Annotated in this window: 10 protein-coding genes; 1 reads left to right on the plus strand and 9 read right to left on the minus strand. The window is 73.5% G+C overall.

All coding sequences use genetic code 11. The features are described from left to right. Positions 1-19: 19 nt before the first annotated feature. The 6 genes from AB0L33_RS16630 to AB0L33_RS16655 are packed head-to-tail and all read right to left on the minus strand — an operon-like array spanning position 20 to position 9,503. Complete coding sequence (locus AB0L33_RS16630) at positions 20-3,499, minus strand: hypothetical protein (RefSeq protein WP_365681939.1); 3,480 nt, start codon at positions 3,497-3,499, stop codon at positions 20-22. Further along, a complete protein-coding gene (locus tag AB0L33_RS16635; RefSeq protein WP_365681941.1) occupies positions 3,499-4,578 on the minus strand; it encodes a hypothetical protein in 1,080 nt (359 codons plus the stop codon). Before AB0L33_RS16635 ends, AB0L33_RS16630 begins: the two co-directional genes overlap by 1 nt. Then, positions 4,575-5,621, minus strand: a complete 1,047-nt coding sequence (locus AB0L33_RS16640; protein ID WP_365681943.1) for a hypothetical protein — start codon at positions 5,619-5,621, stop codon at positions 4,575-4,577. The genes AB0L33_RS16635 and AB0L33_RS16640 overlap by 4 nt, the downstream gene beginning before the upstream one ends. After that, positions 5,618-7,156 carry a vWA domain-containing protein gene (locus AB0L33_RS16645; protein WP_365681945.1) on the minus strand — a complete coding sequence of 513 codons (1,539 nt, stop codon included), beginning with the start codon at positions 7,154-7,156 and terminating at the stop codon, positions 5,618-5,620. The genes AB0L33_RS16640 and AB0L33_RS16645 overlap by 4 nt, the downstream gene beginning before the upstream one ends. Further along, positions 7,156-8,559 (minus strand): SpoIIE family protein phosphatase, encoded by a 1,404-nt coding sequence (locus tag AB0L33_RS16650; RefSeq protein ID WP_365681947.1) that lies wholly within the window; start codon positions 8,557-8,559, stop codon positions 7,156-7,158. Before AB0L33_RS16650 ends, AB0L33_RS16645 begins: the two co-directional genes overlap by 1 nt. Before the next feature lie 20 nt (positions 8,560-8,579). After that, positions 8,580-9,503 carry a hypothetical protein gene (locus tag AB0L33_RS16655; protein ID WP_365681949.1) on the minus strand — a complete coding sequence of 308 codons (924 nt, stop codon included), beginning with the start codon at positions 9,501-9,503 and terminating at the stop codon, positions 8,580-8,582. Between the two features lie 137 nt (positions 9,504-9,640). Between AB0L33_RS16655 and AB0L33_RS16660 the strand changes: the two genes are divergently transcribed. After that, a complete protein-coding gene (locus tag AB0L33_RS16660; RefSeq protein WP_365681951.1) occupies positions 9,641-10,762 on the plus strand; it encodes an FHA domain-containing protein in 1,122 nt (373 codons plus the stop codon). 83 nt (positions 10,763-10,845) lie between these two features. On the opposite strand, the gene AB0L33_RS16665 is transcribed toward AB0L33_RS16660, so the two are convergent. The 3 genes from AB0L33_RS16665 to AB0L33_RS16675 all read right to left on the minus strand — a co-directional run bounded on the left by AB0L33_RS16665 (position 10,846) and on the right by AB0L33_RS16675 (position 17,497). Beyond that, positions 10,846-15,849: an NAD-glutamate dehydrogenase gene (locus AB0L33_RS16665; RefSeq protein ID WP_365681952.1), complete on the minus strand. Its 5,004-nt coding sequence runs from the start codon at positions 15,847-15,849 to the stop codon at positions 10,846-10,848. Positions 15,850-16,273: 424 nt separating this feature from the next. Next, positions 16,274-16,951, minus strand: a complete 678-nt coding sequence (locus tag AB0L33_RS16670; protein ID WP_365681954.1) for an HAD family hydrolase — start codon at positions 16,949-16,951, stop codon at positions 16,274-16,276. A gap of 39 nt (positions 16,952-16,990) precedes the next feature. Further along, positions 16,991-17,497, minus strand: a complete 507-nt coding sequence (locus tag AB0L33_RS16675; RefSeq protein ID WP_365681956.1) for a hypothetical protein — start codon at positions 17,495-17,497, stop codon at positions 16,991-16,993. Between the last annotated feature and the right edge of the window lie 66 nt (positions 17,498-17,563).

The raw sequence follows: 17,563 nt of genomic DNA on the forward strand, positions 1-17,563 counted from the left end.
CCGGCACCCCGCCTCCCGGTCACCGCCCCGCCGGCGCCGCCCACAACCGCAGCAGCACCCGCTCCGGCCGCTCCCCGCCCGCCAGGAGCGAGGCGGCCCGCCGCCAGGACGCGACCGGCAGCCGGTGCTCGGTGACCAGCCGGTACAGGACGGGCAGCGGCCCCGGCAGCATCAGCAGCTCCCCGAGCAGACGGGCGTCGGCGGGCGGCGCCTCGCTCGACAGGACCAGGTCGAGCGCGTCCGGACCGAACCGCTCCACCAGTTCGAGCCCGTCCTCACCGGCCGCCAGCAGCCACGGCGTGAGCCGGCCGCTCCGGGCGCCGTGCCGCTCCCCGTGCTCGATCAGCAGCCGCAGCACCCGCTGCCCGGCTCCCCCCGCGAGCAGCGGCAGCCAGCGCGGCCCCCAGACGGTGAGGGCGTCCGCCGCGCCCGGCAGCCGCTGCTCGACGACGGCCGCGGTGACCGCCACGCGTGGCCCGAACCGGACGCCGAGCGTGAGCACCGCCTCCAGCGAGGGCCCCGCGAGCACCCCGGTGAGCGGCGCGAGCCCGGCGAGCGTCCGGCGCTTCTCGGGGCTGAGCCCGCGCCGGTCCGCGAACTGCTGGGCGATCACCCCGAGCCCCTCCCGCAGCAGGGTCCGCAGCGCGGCGGCCGGGTCCGGGGCGCCGAGGATCATGGGCAGTTCGCGCCGGGCCCGCGGATCGAGGACGGCCTCGGGCTCGGCGGCGTACAGATCGAGGAGCGCGGCGCGCTGTCCGGGGCTGCCCAGGGAGGCGAGCAGCGCCAGCAGGGCGGGCTCGGCCCGCAGCGTCTCCAGCACCGAGGCCCTTGCCCCGGACGTGCCCAGGACCGCTTCGGCCACCCGGCGCTCCAAACCCTGGCCGTTCACCGCCCAGCCGCGTATCCGGCCGGGGCGCTCCACCACGTTGCCCACGATCCAGCCGAGCGGCTTGCCCCGGATGAGCTGGGCACGGGACCACTCGACGGCCGCCGCGGTGGCGAACGGGTCCGCCTGCTCGCTCTCGTAGGACCGCTCCTGGAACGCGACGAGCACCTCGTCCAGAGGGTGCCCCAGGCCCTGCGCGTAGGCGTCGAGGATCTCCATCGCCCGCTGGTCCAGGCCGAGTTCGTGAGCGTGCCGCAGCCCCTGGGTGCCGAGGCGGGCGAGCGCCGCCTCCGGGTCGGGGAAGGCGGCGGTGATCTCCGCGATGTCCAGGTCGCCCTGCTCGGCCAGCCAGCGGGACGCGAGCAGCGGGTGGGCGCAGACGGTGCCCCAGTGCTCGGCGCCGGTGCCCAGCAGGGCGCGGACCGCGTCCCGGCCGGGGACCTGCGCGTCGGCCGCGATCCGGAGGAGCACCCGGGCGTCGACCGTGCCCGCCGGGTCCTGCGCCACGATGTGTACCCAGCCCAGGCCGAGCGCGCCCAGGTGCTCGGGCTGCCGGAGCCCGTCGAGCAGCATCCGCCACATCTGCGGGGTGTAGCGGCTGAGCAGGTCCAGGTCCTCGCCCTGGAGGTGCGGGCCGAGCAGTCCGAGGAGTTCCGGGTCCTCCAGACGCCCGGCGAGGAACTGCAGGCTGGGTGCCGGGATCTCGCATAGCGCGGTGACGAGCGCGTCGTCCATCCCGGCGACGGCCTCGGCGAGCCGGGCCGGGGCGACTTCGGTCACGGCGGTGCACAGCCGCCCGTACAGGCCGACCCGGCGGATGCCGGACCGCTCGCGCAGGGCGTCCTCCATCAGCAGCTCCCCCGGCGCCACCGGGCGGTCGGGATCGAAGACGTCCGCCAGCCGGGTCGCGACCGGGAGCAGCCGGCGCGCGGCCTCGTCGTAGAGGTCCTCGGCGGCGGGGCCCAGCAGCGCGGACATCAGGCAGTCGCGGAAGAGGGAGCCGGGGACCCCGGACAGCGCGGCGACCAGGCGCCGCATCCGGGCCTCGTCGAGCAGCCGGTTCTGTTTGCGCATGCCGGGGGCGTTCTGCCGGGCGCGCACGGCGACCAGGAGTTCGGTGTTGGTGCCGAAGCAGTCGGTCATCTGGTCCAGCAGCCTGCCGCGCTGGCGCGGGGGCATCTGGTCGGCGCCGCCGAGGGCAAGCGTCCAGCCCGCCGCGAAGGTCCGGCGCCGCATCGCCTGGCCGCCCACGCCGCCCAGCAGTTCCGCGGAGTAGGCGTCCATGTCGCGGTCGGTGAGGTACGGCAGCTGGTCGGCGGGGCGGCCCGCGATCCTGGGCACGGACGCGCTGAGGTCGTCCGGGTCGACGCGCTGGGCGGGCGCGCCGTGCACCCCTTCGATCCGCCGCAGGTCCTCCTCCCCGATCCGGCCCGCGACGACGAGCCGGGCGCCGGGGGCGGCAGCCGCGGCCCGGCAGACCTGGGCGGTGAAGTCCTTCGGGTTCAGCAGGACCCAGCCGGCGCCGGAGAGCAGGGTGGCGGTCCGGGTGCCGAGCCGGCGCTGTTCGAACGCGGCGAGCGCGAGCACCCGGGGCCCGTGGTCGTGCAGCAGTCCGAGGCGCAGCACCTCGGGGTTGATGTCGAGCCGGCCGCCGCCCCCGGTCCCCTGCGCGGCGTCGTCGTACACGAGCAGCGCCTCGGCCTCGGTGAAGTCCCGCAGGGCGCGGGCCTCCTCCTCCTGCCGGGCGGCGCGGGCCAGCGTGTCGGCGAGCTGCCCGGGGCGCAGGGCGGGCACACGCTGGAAGCCGGCCGCCGCCAGATATCCACCGAGGTCCGCGGGGCCGCGCACCGGTCCCCAGGCGGCGGGCGGCAGTCCGCAGGCCATCCAGCCGGCCAGCCGGGTCAGGGCCCGCAGCTGCACCTCGCGCCAGCGCACCGCCGTGTCCTGCCCCGTGGTGGAGGCGGGCGGCAGGTCCTCGCCCAGCAGGAGAGCGCTCGGCAGGGACATGCCCTGCGCCCCGGGCAGCCGGCCCTCGGACGGCACATAGCCGTGGCGCCCGAGACCGACCAGGGCGAGCGAACCGGAGTTGACGACGAGGTGGTCCGGGGAGAGCTCCAGCGGGGTGAATCCCGCCCGCGCCATGTCGTCCAGGGCCCGGCCCAGCGGGACCAGGGTCTGCAGGGCCTGGGCCGGGGTCCAGCGGTGGCCGGCCGCGAGCATGGTGTCGAGGTCGTCGCGTTCCCGCAGGGCGTGCAGGGGGACCGAGGAGGCGCCGGGCGACCAAGCGGTGACCAGGGCGGGCGGCAGTCCGGGGTGGTCGACGATGTCCAGCAGCGCGGGGGTGACCGGATTGCCCGCGGCGAGGAGCGCAGCCGCCCGGCCCCGCTGCTCGCGGTTCGGGAAGACCCGCAGCGCGCCGTACGCGTCGGCGTCCTCGTCCTTCACCAGCCGGGTGGCCCGGACGGCGGCGCCGCCCGACGAGCGCAGGTGGCCGGGGCGCAGCTGCACGGTGTGCGGCTCCCAGATCCGGCCGGAGCGGCCGGGGATGCGGGTGAGGAGCCGGGTGAGGGTGGATCCGCCGGCCCGGGGCGCCGAGGTGTGCCGGTCGTTCATCACTGCTCCCCGAGGATGCGCAGCGCGGACTGCAGGGCCGTGGCGCTGCGCGCGCGGGCCAGGTCGGTACGGACCCGGTCGACGGTCGCCAGCCGGAACTTCTTCGCCGACAGGCAGGTGGTGAGGGCGTTGGTGAGGATCGGCCCGTAGCGCAGGTTGGCGATGAACCGGCGGGCCGGGGCGCTCACGTCGAAGTCCTCGGCGTACAGCTCGCGCGCCTGGCGGTCGGTGAGCCTGCGCAGGGCGGCGGCGTGGGCGAGAGTGGCACCCAGCATGTAGATGTCGAACCGTTCGGAGGCAGGGGCCATTTCGGAGGGTTCGTCGGTGCCTTCGGCAGAGGGCGGGGCGTAGGCGCTCGTTGTGGTGCTGATGCGGTCGCCGATCCGCACGGCCGCGTCGTAGTCGATGAGCACGTACCGGGCGGGCGGCCCGAGCACGAGGATGTTCTCCGGCTTGATGTCGGCGTGGATCCAGCCCTTGGAGTGCTCGCTGCCGTTGTGCCGGTCGGCGTGCAGCGCGGCGAGCGTGTTGCACAGCTGCTCGGCCAGGTCCAGGAGCTGGTCGGGCTTGAAGCGGCGGTGCGCGGCGGCCCGTTCGTCGATCTCCTCCTGGAGGGTGCGCGAGACCCCGCCCTGATGACCGATGAACTGCTGGACGAGAAAGCTCTCGTACGGCACCTGGTCGCCGTCCGGACCGCCGTGCCGTCCGTCCGCTAGCAGCGAGGGGGAGGGCTGCGCCTCGACGCTGATCACGACCGGGCACTGCTGGGTGAGCTGCGCGGCCTGCCGGGCGGCCCGCAGTCCCTGGTCGCGCTGCTTCTTCTGCTCGCCGAGCGCGCCGAGGACGCTGCGCGGGTCGTCCAGGTGGGCCTGGGACCACCACATCCCCTTGATCACCACGTCGCCGCCGGACCAGCTGTCCCGGGCGAGTACGGCGTACCCCTGGCCGGCCCCGGCGAGCAGGCGGCGGGTGCGGAACCGGCCGTCGTCGCCGTAGCTCTCGGGTATCCAGGCGAGCCGGGGCGAGCCCAGGCTGTCGGGGTGGTCGGCCCGTACCCAGCCGGGCCGGAAGCCGGTCATCCGGTCTCCTCGCTTCCGGTGTCGTCCCGGCCGCCGGGCCCGTTGCTGATGCGCAGCCGTACGAGGCCGGGGCCCAGGTGGAGTTCGTCGCCGTCCTCCAGCGCGTAGGGGGTGCCGACGGCCAGCCGGGCGGTGCGCGGCAGTCCGTCGAAGTCCAGCTCGGGGTTGAGGAAGGAGGCGTTGTTCTCGGGCAGGTGCTCGGCGAGCGGCCGGCCGTCGTCGTCCAGGAAGATGCGCAGGTGGGCCCGGCTGATCTCGGCCGCCCGGCCGGCGCCGAGCCCTTCGGTGACATCGGTGGTGCCGGGGCGTGAGCGCGACGCCCGGCCCAGCGTCAGGCCCTCCGGCGGCACGGTGACCGTCGTCCGGACGGTGTACCCGTGCTGCACGGTGACCAGGACCGGGCCCTCGTCCAGGTCTTCGGGGACCGGCGGCTCGAAGACCACCTCGACCGCCTCGTAGCCGCACGAGCGGCAGAACCACCGGTTGCCGTCCTTGTTGACCTGGCGCGGCAGCAGGACCGTACCGCCGCGCAGACAGGTGCCCGCCGGGTCGGTGCAGCGGAAGCGCTCCTCCGCGTCCTCGCGCAGCAGCCCGGCCTTGTCCAGCTTGTGCAGCCGGTCGCGCTCGATCTGCTCGTCGGTGGCGACGCCCAAATGCCGGGGGGTGAACACGACCCGGCCGTGCATCCGGCGCACCGACCAGACCCGGGAGTTGTTCCCCTGCAGCCAGGTGTGCTCGCGGCGGGCGAAGCGGAAGTTGTCGCTGGAGACGATGGCGGCCCCGAACTGCGCGGCGAGCGCCAGGATGCGGTCGTCGGCGTCGCCCTGGTGGACCTCCAGCCACTGTTCGCGCTCGGCCTGCCGCACCAGGTGCTGCTCGTCGAGGAAGGGGCGGACGCTGGCGTCGAGCACGGCGATCGCGCTGCTGCCCGGATGCTCGCGCAGCCAGGCGTCGCGCACTCCGACGACGCGGGAGAAGGGCCAGGGCCGCTTCCTGGTGGCGGCGACGTTCGAGGCGTCGATGATGACGCCGGGCACGCTCACCGCGGGTCCCGGTCCGGCGGCGGTTGGGTGGGGGCCGCGGGCGGCGGGGTGGCCGGAGCGCCGTAGGCACCACTGCCGTACGTGCCGCTGCCGCCCGCGTACGTACCGCTGCCGTAGGCGCCGCCGTAGTCCGCGTCGTCGTCATCGTCGTCGTCGAGGCTGGACCGCCTGCGCCGGGCCCGGATCTCGTCGGGGGTCTCGACCGGGATCTGCTGGAACCAGTCCCGCTTGGACTTCGTGGAGCTGCGGCTGGAGGCCGCCCGTGCCTCGTTCGCGACGTCCTTGGGGTCGAGCCCTTCGCGCAGGCCGCCGCTCGCCCGCTGGTAGGCGGCGACGAGCTCGGGGGCGGGAATGCGCCCCGCCCGCTCGACGCCCTCCTGGTAGATCCGCTCGCGTTCGCCCGCGGAGGTGGCAGCCGCGATGCGCGCGTTGATCTCCCGGTCCAGTTCGATGCCCCTGATCTGCCGCTTCAGGTCGGGCTGCAGGATGGGGGACGCCGGGTTGTCGACGGTACGCAGCGCGATCTGCCCGGGGGCCAGCTGCCGGGCGTCGCGCCCGGAACCGAGGGAGCCGGTCGCCTTCAGTACGGGCATCGGGCCGGCGCTGATCCGCTCCGGGGCCCGCAGTTCGAGCGCGTACAAGGGCTGGCCCTCCTCCCCCGCGCCGATCGCGCCGAGCTTGAGGTGCACCCGGCTGGGCCGCCGCCCGCCGCCGTCCGCGACCGCGCCCTCGATCCGCCGGCGCGTCGGATCGAGCTGGTAGACGCCGAGGACCGGGAAGTTCGGGTTGATCTCCAGGGACAGTTCGCCGCTGCCCGCCACCACGTCCCGGCCGAAGGCCGCGAACCGGGCCGTGATCTGCTTCATCGCGCCCGCCGCCCCGGCCCGGGACGCGACGTGCTCGGGCAGGCCGGTCGGCGCCAGCCGTTCCAGCAGCCCGAAGTCGGCACCGGCGCCGATGCCGATCACATCGGTGTGCAGCTCGCGGTCGGCGGCCTCGGCAGCGAGCGCGGCGAGCCGGCCGGGGTCGGTCTCGCCGAAGTTCGGCAGGCCGTCGCTGAACAGCACCACCCGGCGCGAGGCCGCCCGCTGCTGCTCCAGCTGCTGGTACGCGCGCCGCAGCGCGCCCTCGATGTTGGTCCAGCGGCGCTCGTCGTCGAGGTTGCCGTTCCACCGGCCGCGCCGCTGGAGTTCGCCCGCCGCACCGGAGAAGCGCACCCCGGCGTTCTGCGCGAAGGTCAGCACGTCGATGTGGGCGTTGCCCGGCAGCGCGGCGAGCAGCTCCCGCACGCCCGCCTCGGCGACCTGCTTGCGGCTCGGCCGGTCCGGGTCGGCCGGGTCGGCGAACTCGTCGCTGGTCGAATCGGCCCTGATCTCCATGGAGTAGCTGTCGTCGACCGCGAGGACGTAGGCGACGCCCTCGGCGACCCGGTCCCGCCGTCCCAGCTCGCGCGGGGCGATCAGGACGGTGAACTCCTCCCCGATGTGCACCTCCTGCCGGTCCGCGGTGATCTTGATGTCCTCGGTAGCGCTCATCAGTCCTTCGCCTCCCCCACCGCGCAGACCAGCGCGGTCGCGTTGTCCCATCCGCCCAGCGCCTCGGCCCGCTGCACGAGGGCGGCGGCGAGCGCGGGCGCCGTCGGCCGGCCCGACGCGTCGAGCTGGGCGGTCAGTTCCGCGAGTACGGCCCCGAACCACCGGTCCCGTTCCGGTTCGGTCGCCCCGTCGGACGCGAGGAGCAGCAGGTCCCCGGGGCCGACCTCGAAGGTGCGGTGCGCCCAGCGGGCCGCACCGCCGCCGAGGAAGGAGACGAGCTGCGACTCCTCGCCCTCCGCGTCGGCGGTCACCCGCAGCTGTTCGGCGAATCCGGTGTGGGCGGGTGTCAGCTTCCAGGCCGTGTACGGGATCTCCCCCGCCGGTACGCGCAGCGGGCGGATCAGCCATGCCTCGGCGTCGCCCACCGACACGACGGACGCGGTCCCATCCGGCCGCACCGTCGCCAGGACCGCGGCCGCGCTGCCCTCGGCCGTGGCCCGTCCGACCGCCGCGTCCAGCTCCCCGATCAGCTCACCGGGCCGGAAGGCACCCCGGTGCTCGTCCCCGGACACCTGGGCCTGTGGCTCGCCCGGCCGGGTTTCGAGGGCCGCGCCGTCCGCCGCCTCCTCGAGCCGCCACCGGCGCACCACCTGTTCCAGGGCCGCCTGCGCCGCCGTGCCGCCCGAGCCGTCGCCGTCCCCGGTCACCCCGTCGAAGACGGCGCACCGCAGCACTCCGCTCGGCCCGGTGAACGCCCCCGCCGTGTCCTCGTTGTCCGTGGCCGGGTCGCCCTTGGCCTTGCGCGAACCGACCCCCGATTCGCGGTAGCACCGTGTCGACACGCCTTCGGACGTACGCCGGTCCAGCGCCTCGTGCAGCGGGGCGAGACCGGCGGCGACTCCGTGCCTCAGGTCGTGCCCCAGCAGCCGTCGGCAGACCGCGTCGAGACCGGGCGGAAAGGCCCCGGCGAACACGTCCAGCATGTGCAGGGCGTCGCGCACGTCCAGGGACGGCCGCTCCGCCACGGCGTCCACCAGGGCTCTGACCAGCGCCCTGCGGTCCCGGAGCTGGGGTGCCGTGTGCGGCGCCCCGTCCCCGCGGTCACGGGCGCGGACCCGGCCCTCCAGGTCGTAGCGGGGCAGCGCGGCCACCTGCCAGCCCTCGTACGCGTCGTGCCGGACGGACTCCGCGACCAGGCTCCCGGGTCCGGCGAGATCCAGGGCCTCGTCGACCGCCCGCCACAGTCCGGGCAGGGCCCCGACCAGGTCGTCGCGGGCCAGGCTGTGCGCGTCGAGCACACTGTCGCGCAGGGTCGGCGCCAGCGTCTGCGGCCACTCCACGGTGATCTCCGGCAGGGCGACGGCGCCGCTGCCGGCTGCCCCTGCGGGCGGTTCCACGTTCATGTCCCCTCGTCATTCCCTGATCAGCGTCCGCCGTTGGCCCGCCGTCTGCGGTCGCGCAGATGCTGGAGGACTCCGGCCTGCTCCGCCCTGGCCAGCTCGGCGCCCATCCGGGCGACCTCCGCCTCGGCCCGCAGTGCCCGGTCCTCGGCCCACTGCGCCCGCTCCTGCCACTGCCGGACGACCGCGGCGACGTCGTCGCGAGCCTGCGCGATCTGCTGCTCGGCGTACGTCCGCGCACGCCGCGACGCCTCCTGCGCGCGCTGCTCGCGCTCGGCCGCCCGCGCCTCGGCCGCTTCGGCCCGGGCCCGGGCCTCGGCCTGGGCCTCGGCGAGTTCGCGTTCCGCACGGCGTGTCCGCGCCTCCGCGTCGGCCCGGGCGGCGGCGCGTTCCTCCGCGACCGCGCGCTGGAGCAGGGTGTCGAGATCGGGGCCCTGGCCGACCGGGAAGACCCCGGACCGGCCGGACGCGGCGGAGGCGTGCGGCTCGGGGTCCTCGTACAGCTCCGACACCGGGGTCGCGGCGCCGATGGGCGGGTCGGCGAGGGCGAGCGGGACAAGCCGTACGGTGAGCGCGGCCGGGTCGACGACGACCACCGGGCGCCAGCCGGTGAACCCGTCCGCCACCGCCTCCCCGTCCTCGTCCGGGACCACGGCGACCCGGCAGCCCGAGCCGAGCACGGCGACCCGCCCGTCCACCTCGGCCCACAGCGTCTCGCCCGCGGTCAGCAGGGACGCGGCGACCTCGGGTGAGGGTGCGGGAATGGCCTGGGGCCGCTGGACGGGCTGCGGTGGCGCGGAGGGCGGTGCCTGCCCGCCGGACGCGGCCGGCGCCTCGTCGGCGAAGCTGCCCCAGCCGTCGCCCCCGGTGCCCTGGACGGCGGCCGGTCCTGCCTGCGGGCGGTTGTCGGGCGGTGGCGTGGCCGGCGGCGGCGGTGTCTCGTCCACGAACGAACCCCACTCCGACACCGGAACGCCCCCACGTTGCTCGCACCTGCCACCGAACTGGCCAATATAGTTGCAGGGCAAGGGAATTAACATCTGATCAGCTCAGTCGCCCGGCTTCTCGGGGAAGGCGTCCCGCAATGGAAAAGCACCTCACCACGGACTTCACCGAGGCGTGCTTCCTGGTGGATCTCTCCAACGTGGTGCGCAACCAACACCTGGGCGAACCGGGCGCCCGTTCCCTGCGCCGGCTGAGCCTCCTGGTGGACGCCGCCAAGGCGCTGGCCCGCGATCCGGACGTGAAGCTGTACCTGGTCGCCGACGCGAGCCTGCGGCGCGGGGGCCGCCGGGAGTTCACCGACCCCGCCGACATCCGTCTGCTCGGCCGCTGGGTGGACCGCGGTCTCGTGGAGGAACTGCCGGACGCCGATCCCCGACTGCTGGAACTCTGCGCGTACACCGGTATCCCGGTCATCAGCGGCGACCGTTTCCGCGGCCACCGGGACGAGCACCCCTGGATCCAGGGCAACACCGACGACTTCCTGGAGGCCGTCCCGGCCTCCGGGCGTACGGTCCGGCTGGTTCCCGTCGACATGGGGGTGGCCCGTGCGGTGGACATGTCCCGGAAGCACGAGGAGGACGTGCTGAAGAAGATGGGCCTGCTGGACGGGCGCCGCACCCCGCGCTTCGACATCGTCGGCCGCAACTGGCGCTGCGAGGAACGCCGTTGCACGTTGTACGACACGCGCAAGGGCAGCGCCGCCCTGCTGCCGCGCGTCGTCGGGGGCGTCCCCCGCTGCCAGAACCACGGCACCGCGCTGGTCGACGACGGCCCGCGCCGCGCGACCGTTCAGCTGAAGCTGCTGGTCGAGGGGGAGCTGAAGGGCCGTTTCACCCTGGAGGACGGCACGCTGGTGAGGGTGGGCCGGGCCCCCGGCGAGGGCGGCATCACGCTGCACGGCCTCGTCCCGGACCACCTCACCGGAGGGCTCAGCCGCAGCCACGTGGAACTACGGGTGACGGGCGGCATCGTGCACGTGAGCGACCACAGCACCTACGGCACCCAGTGGCGCTCGGGCCCTGGCCCCTGGCAGCCCCTCGGCCCCGCCGGACGGCAGTACCGGGGTGGCGACGAACTCCAGCTGACCGAGGGCGTCGTCCTCTCCCGCAGCGGCCGCCGTTTCCCCACGGAACTGGCCCAGGACTGGCAACGCCGCCAGCCACCCCCACCGGAAGCCACCGCGGAAACCCGCCTGTACTGACCCGGCTCCCCACCCGCCCGGCGACCGGGGACAAAGGGGCGGGCGGCCACGAACCCGCAGCCGCCCGCCACCCGCGGCGCAGCCTAGACGTGCGTACGGAGCAACGTCCGCATCGTCCGCATGGCCACCGAGAGATTCGCCAGGTCGAACGCGTCCGACCCCTGGATCTCCTCCAGCGTCGAACGCGACCGGGCCAGGATCGCCGCGTTCTTCTCCTCCCACGCCTCGAACCGCTCCTGCGGCGAAGACGCCCCGTTGCCCACGGCCAGCACATCGGCCGTCAGCGCCGCATGCGCCGCGTACAGGTCCTCGCGGATGGACGCCCGCGCCATCGACTGCCACCGGTCCGCCCGCGGCAGCTCGATGATCCGGTCCATCAGCTGCGTGATCCCCAGCCGGTCCCCGAGGTCGTAGTACACGTCCGCGACGGCCAGCGGCTCCTTGCCCGTACGGTCCGCGATCGCCACGATGTCGAGCGCGGGGAAGACGGAGGAGAAACCGGCGACGCGCTGCGCCAGTTCGTCCGGGACGCCCGCCCCGGTCAGCTCGTCCAGGATGCCCTGGTACCACTCCTGGTCGGCGCCCTTCAGCATCTTCGGCAGCGCCGCCCAGACCTGCTCGACCCCGTCACGGAAGAACTCGACCGTCTCGGAGATCGCCAGCGGCTGCGGCCGGTTGCCCAGCAGCCAGCGCGAGCCGCGCTCGACCAGCCGCCGCGAGTGCAGCCGGATCCGGGTCTGGACGTCGGCGGCGACCTCGTTGTCGAGGGCCTCCACCGCGTCCCAGACCTCGCCGAGCCCGAAGATCTCCCGGGCCGCGAACTGCGCGCGCACGATCTCCTCGATGGAGGCTCCGGTCTCCTCCCGCAGCCGGTGCAGGAAGGTCGAACCACCGCTGTTGACCGTGTCGTTGACCAGCACCGTGGTGATGATCTCGCGCCGCAGGGCGTGCCCGTCGACCGCCTCGGGGTAGCGCGCGCGCAGCTGCTCCGGGAAGTAGGCGTGGAGCAGCTTCTGCAGGTGCGGGTCGTCCGGGAGGCTGGTCCCGATCAGCTCCTGCGCCGCCGTGATCTTGGTGTAGGCGAGCAGCACGGCCAGCTCGGGCTGCGTGAGCCCCTTGCCGGCGTTCAGCAGCTCGCGGATCTGGCGGTCGCTGGGCAGGAACTCCAGCGCCCGGTCGAGGTAGCCGTCGCGTCCGAGCCGCCGCATGAAGCGCTGCTGGGCGTGGAGCAGGGAGGGCGCCTGCGCGACCGAGTTGGCCAGGGCCGTGTTCTGCGCGTAGTTGTTGCGCAGCACCAGGCGCCCGATCTCGTCGGTCATCTCGGCGAGCAGCTTGTTGCGCTGCTTGACGGTCATGTCGCCGTCCCGCACCAGCCCGTTGAGCAGGATCTTGATGTTGACCTCGTGGTCGGAGGTGTCGACCCCGGCGCTGTTGTCGATCGCGTCAGTGTTGATCCGGCCGCCGTCCCGGGCGAACTCGATGCGTCCGAGCTGGGTGGCTCCGAGGTTGCCGCCCTCGCCGACGACCTTGGCGCGCAGGTCGGCGCCGTTGACGCGGATCGCGTCGTTGCCCTTGTCGCCGACGTCCGCGTTCGACTCGGCGGTGGACTTGATGTACGTGCCGATGCCGCCGTTCCAGAGGAGGTCGACGGGCGCCTTGAGGACGGCCTGCATCAGCTCGGCGGGCGTCATCTTGGTGACCCCGGCCTCGATGCCCAGCGCCTCGCGCATGTGGGCGTTGACCGGGATGGACTTGGCGCTGCGCGGGTGGACGCCGCCGCCCGCGGAGATCAGGTCCTTGTCGTAGTCGGCCCAGGAGCTGCGCGGCAGGTCGAACAGGCGGCGCCGCTCGGCGTAGGAGGTGGCGGCGTCCGGGTTCGGGTCGATGAAGATGTGCCGGTGGTCGAAGGCGGCGACGAGCCGGATGTGCTCGGAGAGCAGCATGCCGTTGCCGAACACGTCGCCGGACATGTCGCCGACGCCGACGACCGTGAAGTCCTCGGTCTGGGTGTCGTGGCCGAGCTCGCGGAAGTGCCGCTTGACGGACTCCCAGGCGCCCCGGGCGGTGATGCCCATGCCCTTGTGGTCGTAACCGGCCGAACCGCCGGAGGCGAACGCGTCCCCGAGCCAGAAGCCGTACGCGACGGCGACCTCGTTGGCGATGTCGGAGAACTTCGCGGTGCCCTTGTCGGCGGCGACGACCAGGTAGGTGTCGTCCTCGTCGTGCCGGACGACGTCCTTGGGCGGGACGACCTCGCCGGCCACCATGTTGTCGGTGATGTCGAGGAGCGCCGAGATGAAGGTGCGGTACGCGGCGATGCCCTCGGCCATCCAGGCGTCCCGGTCGGACGGGTCGGGCAGCTGCTTGGCGACGAACCCGCCCTTCGCGCCGACCGGCACGATGACGGTGTTCTTCACCATCTGCGCCTTGACCAGGCCCAGGATCTCCGTACGGAAGTCCTCGCGCCGGTCCGACCAGCGCAGACCGCCGCGGGCGACCTTGCCGAAGCGCAGGTGGACGCCTTCGACGCGCGGCGAGTAGACCCAGATCTCGAACGCGGGCCGGGGCGCGGGCAGGTCCGGGATGGACTGCGGGTCGAACTTCATCGAGACGTACGCGTGCGGCTCGCCGTCGTCCGCGTGCTGGAAGAAGTTGGTGCGCAGGGTGGCCTTGATGACGGTGAGGAAGGAGCGCAGGATGCGGTCCTCGTCGAGCGAGGCGACCTGGTCGAGCGCCCCGTCGAGCTCTTCGAGGAGCCCGTCCGTCAGCTCCGTGCCCGCGCTCTGGCGGCCCGGCGACATCCGGGCCTCGAAGAGCGAGACGAGCAGCCGGGTGGTGTGGACGTTGTTCTGGAGCGTGGACTCCATGTAGTCCTGGCTGAACGTGGAACCGGCTTGGCGCAGGTACTTCGCGTAGGCGCGCAGCACCATGGCCTGGCGCCAGTCCAGCCCGGCGCTCAGCACCAGCGCGTTGAATCCGTCGTTCTCCGCCTCGCCGGTCCACACGGCGGCGAAGGCGTCCTGGAAGCGCTCACGCGCCCCGTCGGCCAGGTAGCCGCCGTTGGCGGTGGCCCGCGGCATCCGCAGCCCGAAGTCGTAGATCCAGGCGTGCGTACGGTCGGCGCAGCGCAGCTCGTACGGGCGCTCGTCCACGACCTCGACGCCGAGGCGCTGGAGGGCGGGCAGCACGGCGGACAGCGAGACCTGCTCACCGGTGCGGTAGATCTTGAAGCGGCGCTCGCCCGGGGCGGCGCCCACGGGCTCGTACAGGCTGAGGGAGAAGTCCCGCCCGTTCTCCTTGAGCGCTTCGAGGTGGACGAGGTCGGCGACGGCGGCGCGCGCCGAGTGGTCGGCCTTGTAGCCCTCGGGGAAGGAGTGCCCGTACTGGCGGAGCAGTTCGGCGGCGCGCTCCTCACCGCACTCGGCGTTCAGCGCCTCCTGGAAGCCGTCGGCCCAGGAGCGGGCGGCCTCGACGAGGCGGGCCTCGATGCGGTCGGCCTCGGCGTCGGTGAGGCTGGGCAGCTCGCTGCCGGGCGCGACGCGGACGACGAAGTGGAGCCGGGAGAGGATCGACTCGGTGTTCCAGGCCGTGAAGTCGACGCTGGTGCCGTTCAGTTCCTCCTTGAGGATGTCGATCAGCCGCAGCCGGACACCGGTGGTGTAGCGGTCGCGCGGCAGGTAGACGATCGCGGAGTAGTAGCGGCCGTACTCGTCCTGGCGCAGGTAGAGGCGCAGCCTGCGCCGCTCCTGGAGGTAGAGCACCGAGGTGACGATGGATCGCAGCTGGTCGACGGGGGTCTGGAACAGCTCGTCGCGGGGGTAGGTCTCCAGGATCTGGAGCAGGTCGCGGCCGTCGTGGCTGTTGGGCGTGAACCCGGCGCCCTCCAGCACCTCGGCGACCTTGCGGCGGATGACGGGGACCCGGCGCACGGACTCGGTGTAGGCGGCGGACGAGAAGAGGCCGAGGAAGCGGCGCTCACCGATGACGTTGCCGTCGGCGTCGAACTTCTTCACGCCGACGTAGTCCAGGTAACTGGGGCGGTGCACGGTCGCCCGGCTGTTGGCCTTGGTCAGGACGAGGAGCTTGTGTTCGCGCGCCTTGGCACGGGCGTCGGCGGGCAGCCGGTCGAAGGACGGGCTGACGGGGTGCGCCTCGTTCTCGGTGTGGTGCGGGTCGGAGCGCAGGATGCCGAGACCGGTGCCGGGGACGGCGGCCAGCGAGTCGGAGTCCCGCAGCTCGTACTCGCGGTAGCCGAGGAAGGTGAAGTGGTCGGCGGCGAGCCAGCGCAGCAGCTCCCTGGCCTCGTTGATCTCGTCGTCGGCGAGGTCGTCCAGCGGCTCGCCGGGCAGGTCGTCGGCGATGCGGAGCGCCGCGCCGCGCATCTTCTCCCAGTCCTCGACGGTCTCCCGTACGTCGGACAGGACGCGCAGCAGGTCCACCTGGATCTGCTTCAGGTCCTCGCGGTCGGTCTCGCGGTCGATCTCGACGTGGATCCAGGACTCGACCAGCGCGTCGTGCGGCAGGCCCTCCTTGGCGTCCTTGGGGCCCTTGCCGCCGTCCCGGCGGGTGCCGTCGGTCAGGACCTCGACCAGCTTGCCGGTCACGTCGCGGCGGACGACGACCTGCGGGTGGATCACGACGTGGATGCCGCGGCCCTGGCGGGAGAGCTCGTTGGTGACGGAGTCGACCAGGAACGGCATGTCGTCGGTGACGACCTCGACCACGGAGTGGCTGCACGTCCAGCCGTTCTCCTCGACGGTCGGGGTGTGCACCCGGACGTTCGCCTTGCCCTGGGGGCGCTCCTCGGCCAGCCGGTAGTGGGAGGAAGCGGCACCGAAGACGTCGATCGGGTCCCGGCCCACGATGTCCTCGGGGGCGGTGTGCAGGTAGTAGCGCTGGAGGTAGGAGAGCAGGACGTCCTGACGGGGGAGCTCCTGCCCGGTCCCCGAGCCGTCGGCCCCGGCGGCCGCGACGTGCACCCGGGGGGCACCGCCCGGCCCGCCGACACCACCGCCCGGGCTGTTGTCAGCTACCTTGGCGGCCCGTGCGAGCAGCTCGGCCTTGGCTTCGTCCAGCTTGGTCTGCATGTCCTCTGGCTCCTGTCGCGCGCCGTTGCGTGACGTAGGTGAAAAGGTCGGCGTAACGCCACGACGCGGGGTTTCCGGTCGGGATCGACGCTATGCCGCGATGAGAGACCGCCGGGACCGTATCGGCCGTTTCCAGCGGCCGGTCCGGGCGGGAGGGATCAGCCGAGGCAGCCCGGGCACGGTGGCGCTCCGGGCGCGGGCCGGGGGCTTCACTGCCCCCGAGGCATATCGCGCTGATCACGGGACCAGGCTATCTCGCCCGGACCGGTGACCGTCACGATCCGGATGTGTACAAAAGAAGGCCGCGAAATTTGACACTCTGGACAGCGCGAACGCACCGGAGGCAGACCTTCACCGGCTACCGGGTCAGCCGCACGGCGGCGGCGATCCGCTACCAGGTCAGCCGCTCGGAGACAGCGATCGGCTACCGGGTCAGCCGCTCGGCCAGGGCGATGGCCTCGGTCAGTGTGTCCACGACGGGCACACCGGCCTTCTCCAGACTGGCACGACTGTGCGAGCCGCCGGTGTAGAGGACGGCCTTGGCACCGGCGTGCGCGGCGGCCACGGCGTCGTCCACCGCGTCTCCTATGACGACCGTGTGGTGCGGGGATATCCCCTCCATGGCCGCGAGATGCCGCGCCATGTACTCCGACTTGCTGCCGCCGGACGGACCGGTGCGCCCGTCCACGCGCACGAAGTGCCGCTCGATGCCGAATCCGCGCACGACGGGGACGAGCTCCTCGTGCCGGTACATGCTCATGATCGACTGGCTGCGTCCGGTCAGCTGCCACTGGGCCAGCAGTTCGGCGGCCCCGGCGGTCAGCCCGCAGGCGTCGCGCTGCTCGGTGTAGTGGCGGTGGAAGACCCCGTCCATGCGCTCCCACTCGGCGTCGGTGGGAAGCCGCCCCATCAGCCGCTCGTAGAACCGGGGTATGGGGATGCAGTACATCTCGCGGTACTGCTCCACGGTGATCGGCGCGAGGCCGACCTCGCCGAACGCGGCGTTGGTCGCGCCGACGACGGCGGTGTTGTCGTCGAGCAGCGTGCCGTTCCAGTCCCAGACCAGATGCGTGCGGTGGTGTTCCCCCGGTGCGATCCCCATGCCGGAAACGGTACTCGCCCCCACTGACAACACCCTCGCCTACCCGATCAGACCGGGGATCTCCTGCACGCCGAACCACAGCAGCTCGTGGTCCTCGGCGCCGTCGACGGTGAACTGCGCGTCGTCGTCCCCGAGGTCCGCCGCCCCGAGCGCGGCCGCGGCGGCCGTGACGTCCTCGTCGGCGTCGTCGGAGTCGACGTGCACCGCGGCCGCCTTGGCCAGCGGCACGGCGGAGGCGATCGTGACCTCGCCGAGCGAGGAGGCGTCGAGGACGTGGTCCGGGTCGGCGACGGCGTCCCCGTCCGGCACGTCGACGGCGACGACGACACGGCGCCGGGCGGCCCGCGGGTCCCCGGCGATCAGCCGCAGCGAGGCGGAGGCGGCCCGGTTGAGCGCCGCGTACTCCAGCTCCTCGATGTCGTCGGATACGTACCACTCGCGCAGCGCCGGGGTGACGGCGTAGGCGGTGAGGGGTCCGGGCCCCAGCTCACCGGCCCGGTGCGCGGCGGCGAGCCCGGCGAGGGTCAGGGGTACGTACACGCGCATGGCTCGGCCGCTTTCGTAGTCGGAGACGCCCTCAGGATACGTGCGACGTCCCCCTTTGGGGTTACG

Origin of the sequence: Streptomyces sp. NPDC052299, assembly GCF_040679335.1 — a bacterium.
In the GTDB taxonomy this organism is placed as follows: Bacteria; Actinomycetota; Actinomycetes; order Streptomycetales; family Streptomycetaceae; genus Streptomyces.

Excerpts from the sequence above, each read along its gene's own strand:
- AB0L33_RS16630 (WP_365681939.1), bottom strand. The coding sequence starts at position 3,499 with ATGAACGACCGGCACACCTCGGCGCCCCGGGCCGGCGGATCCACCCTC.
- AB0L33_RS16635 (WP_365681941.1), bottom strand. The coding sequence starts at position 4,578 with ATGACCGGCTTCCGGCCCGGCTGGGTACGGGCCGACCACCCCGACAGC.
- AB0L33_RS16645 (WP_365681945.1), bottom strand. The coding sequence starts at position 7,156 with ATGAGCGCTACCGAGGACATCAAGATCACCGCGGACCGGCAGGAGGTG.
- AB0L33_RS16650 (WP_365681947.1), bottom strand. The coding sequence starts at position 8,559 with ATGAACGTGGAACCGCCCGCAGGGGCAGCCGGCAGCGGCGCCGTCGCC.
- AB0L33_RS16660 (WP_365681951.1), top strand. The coding sequence starts at position 9,641 with ATGGAAAAGCACCTCACCACGGACTTCACCGAGGCGTGCTTCCTGGTG.
- AB0L33_RS16665 (WP_365681952.1), bottom strand. The coding sequence starts at position 15,849 with ATGCAGACCAAGCTGGACGAAGCCAAGGCCGAGCTGCTCGCACGGGCC.
- AB0L33_RS16670 (WP_365681954.1), bottom strand. The coding sequence starts at position 16,951 with ATGGGGATCGCACCGGGGGAACACCACCGCACGCATCTGGTCTGGGAC.
- AB0L33_RS16675 (WP_365681956.1), bottom strand. The coding sequence starts at position 17,497 with ATGCGCGTGTACGTACCCCTGACCCTCGCCGGGCTCGCCGCCGCGCAC.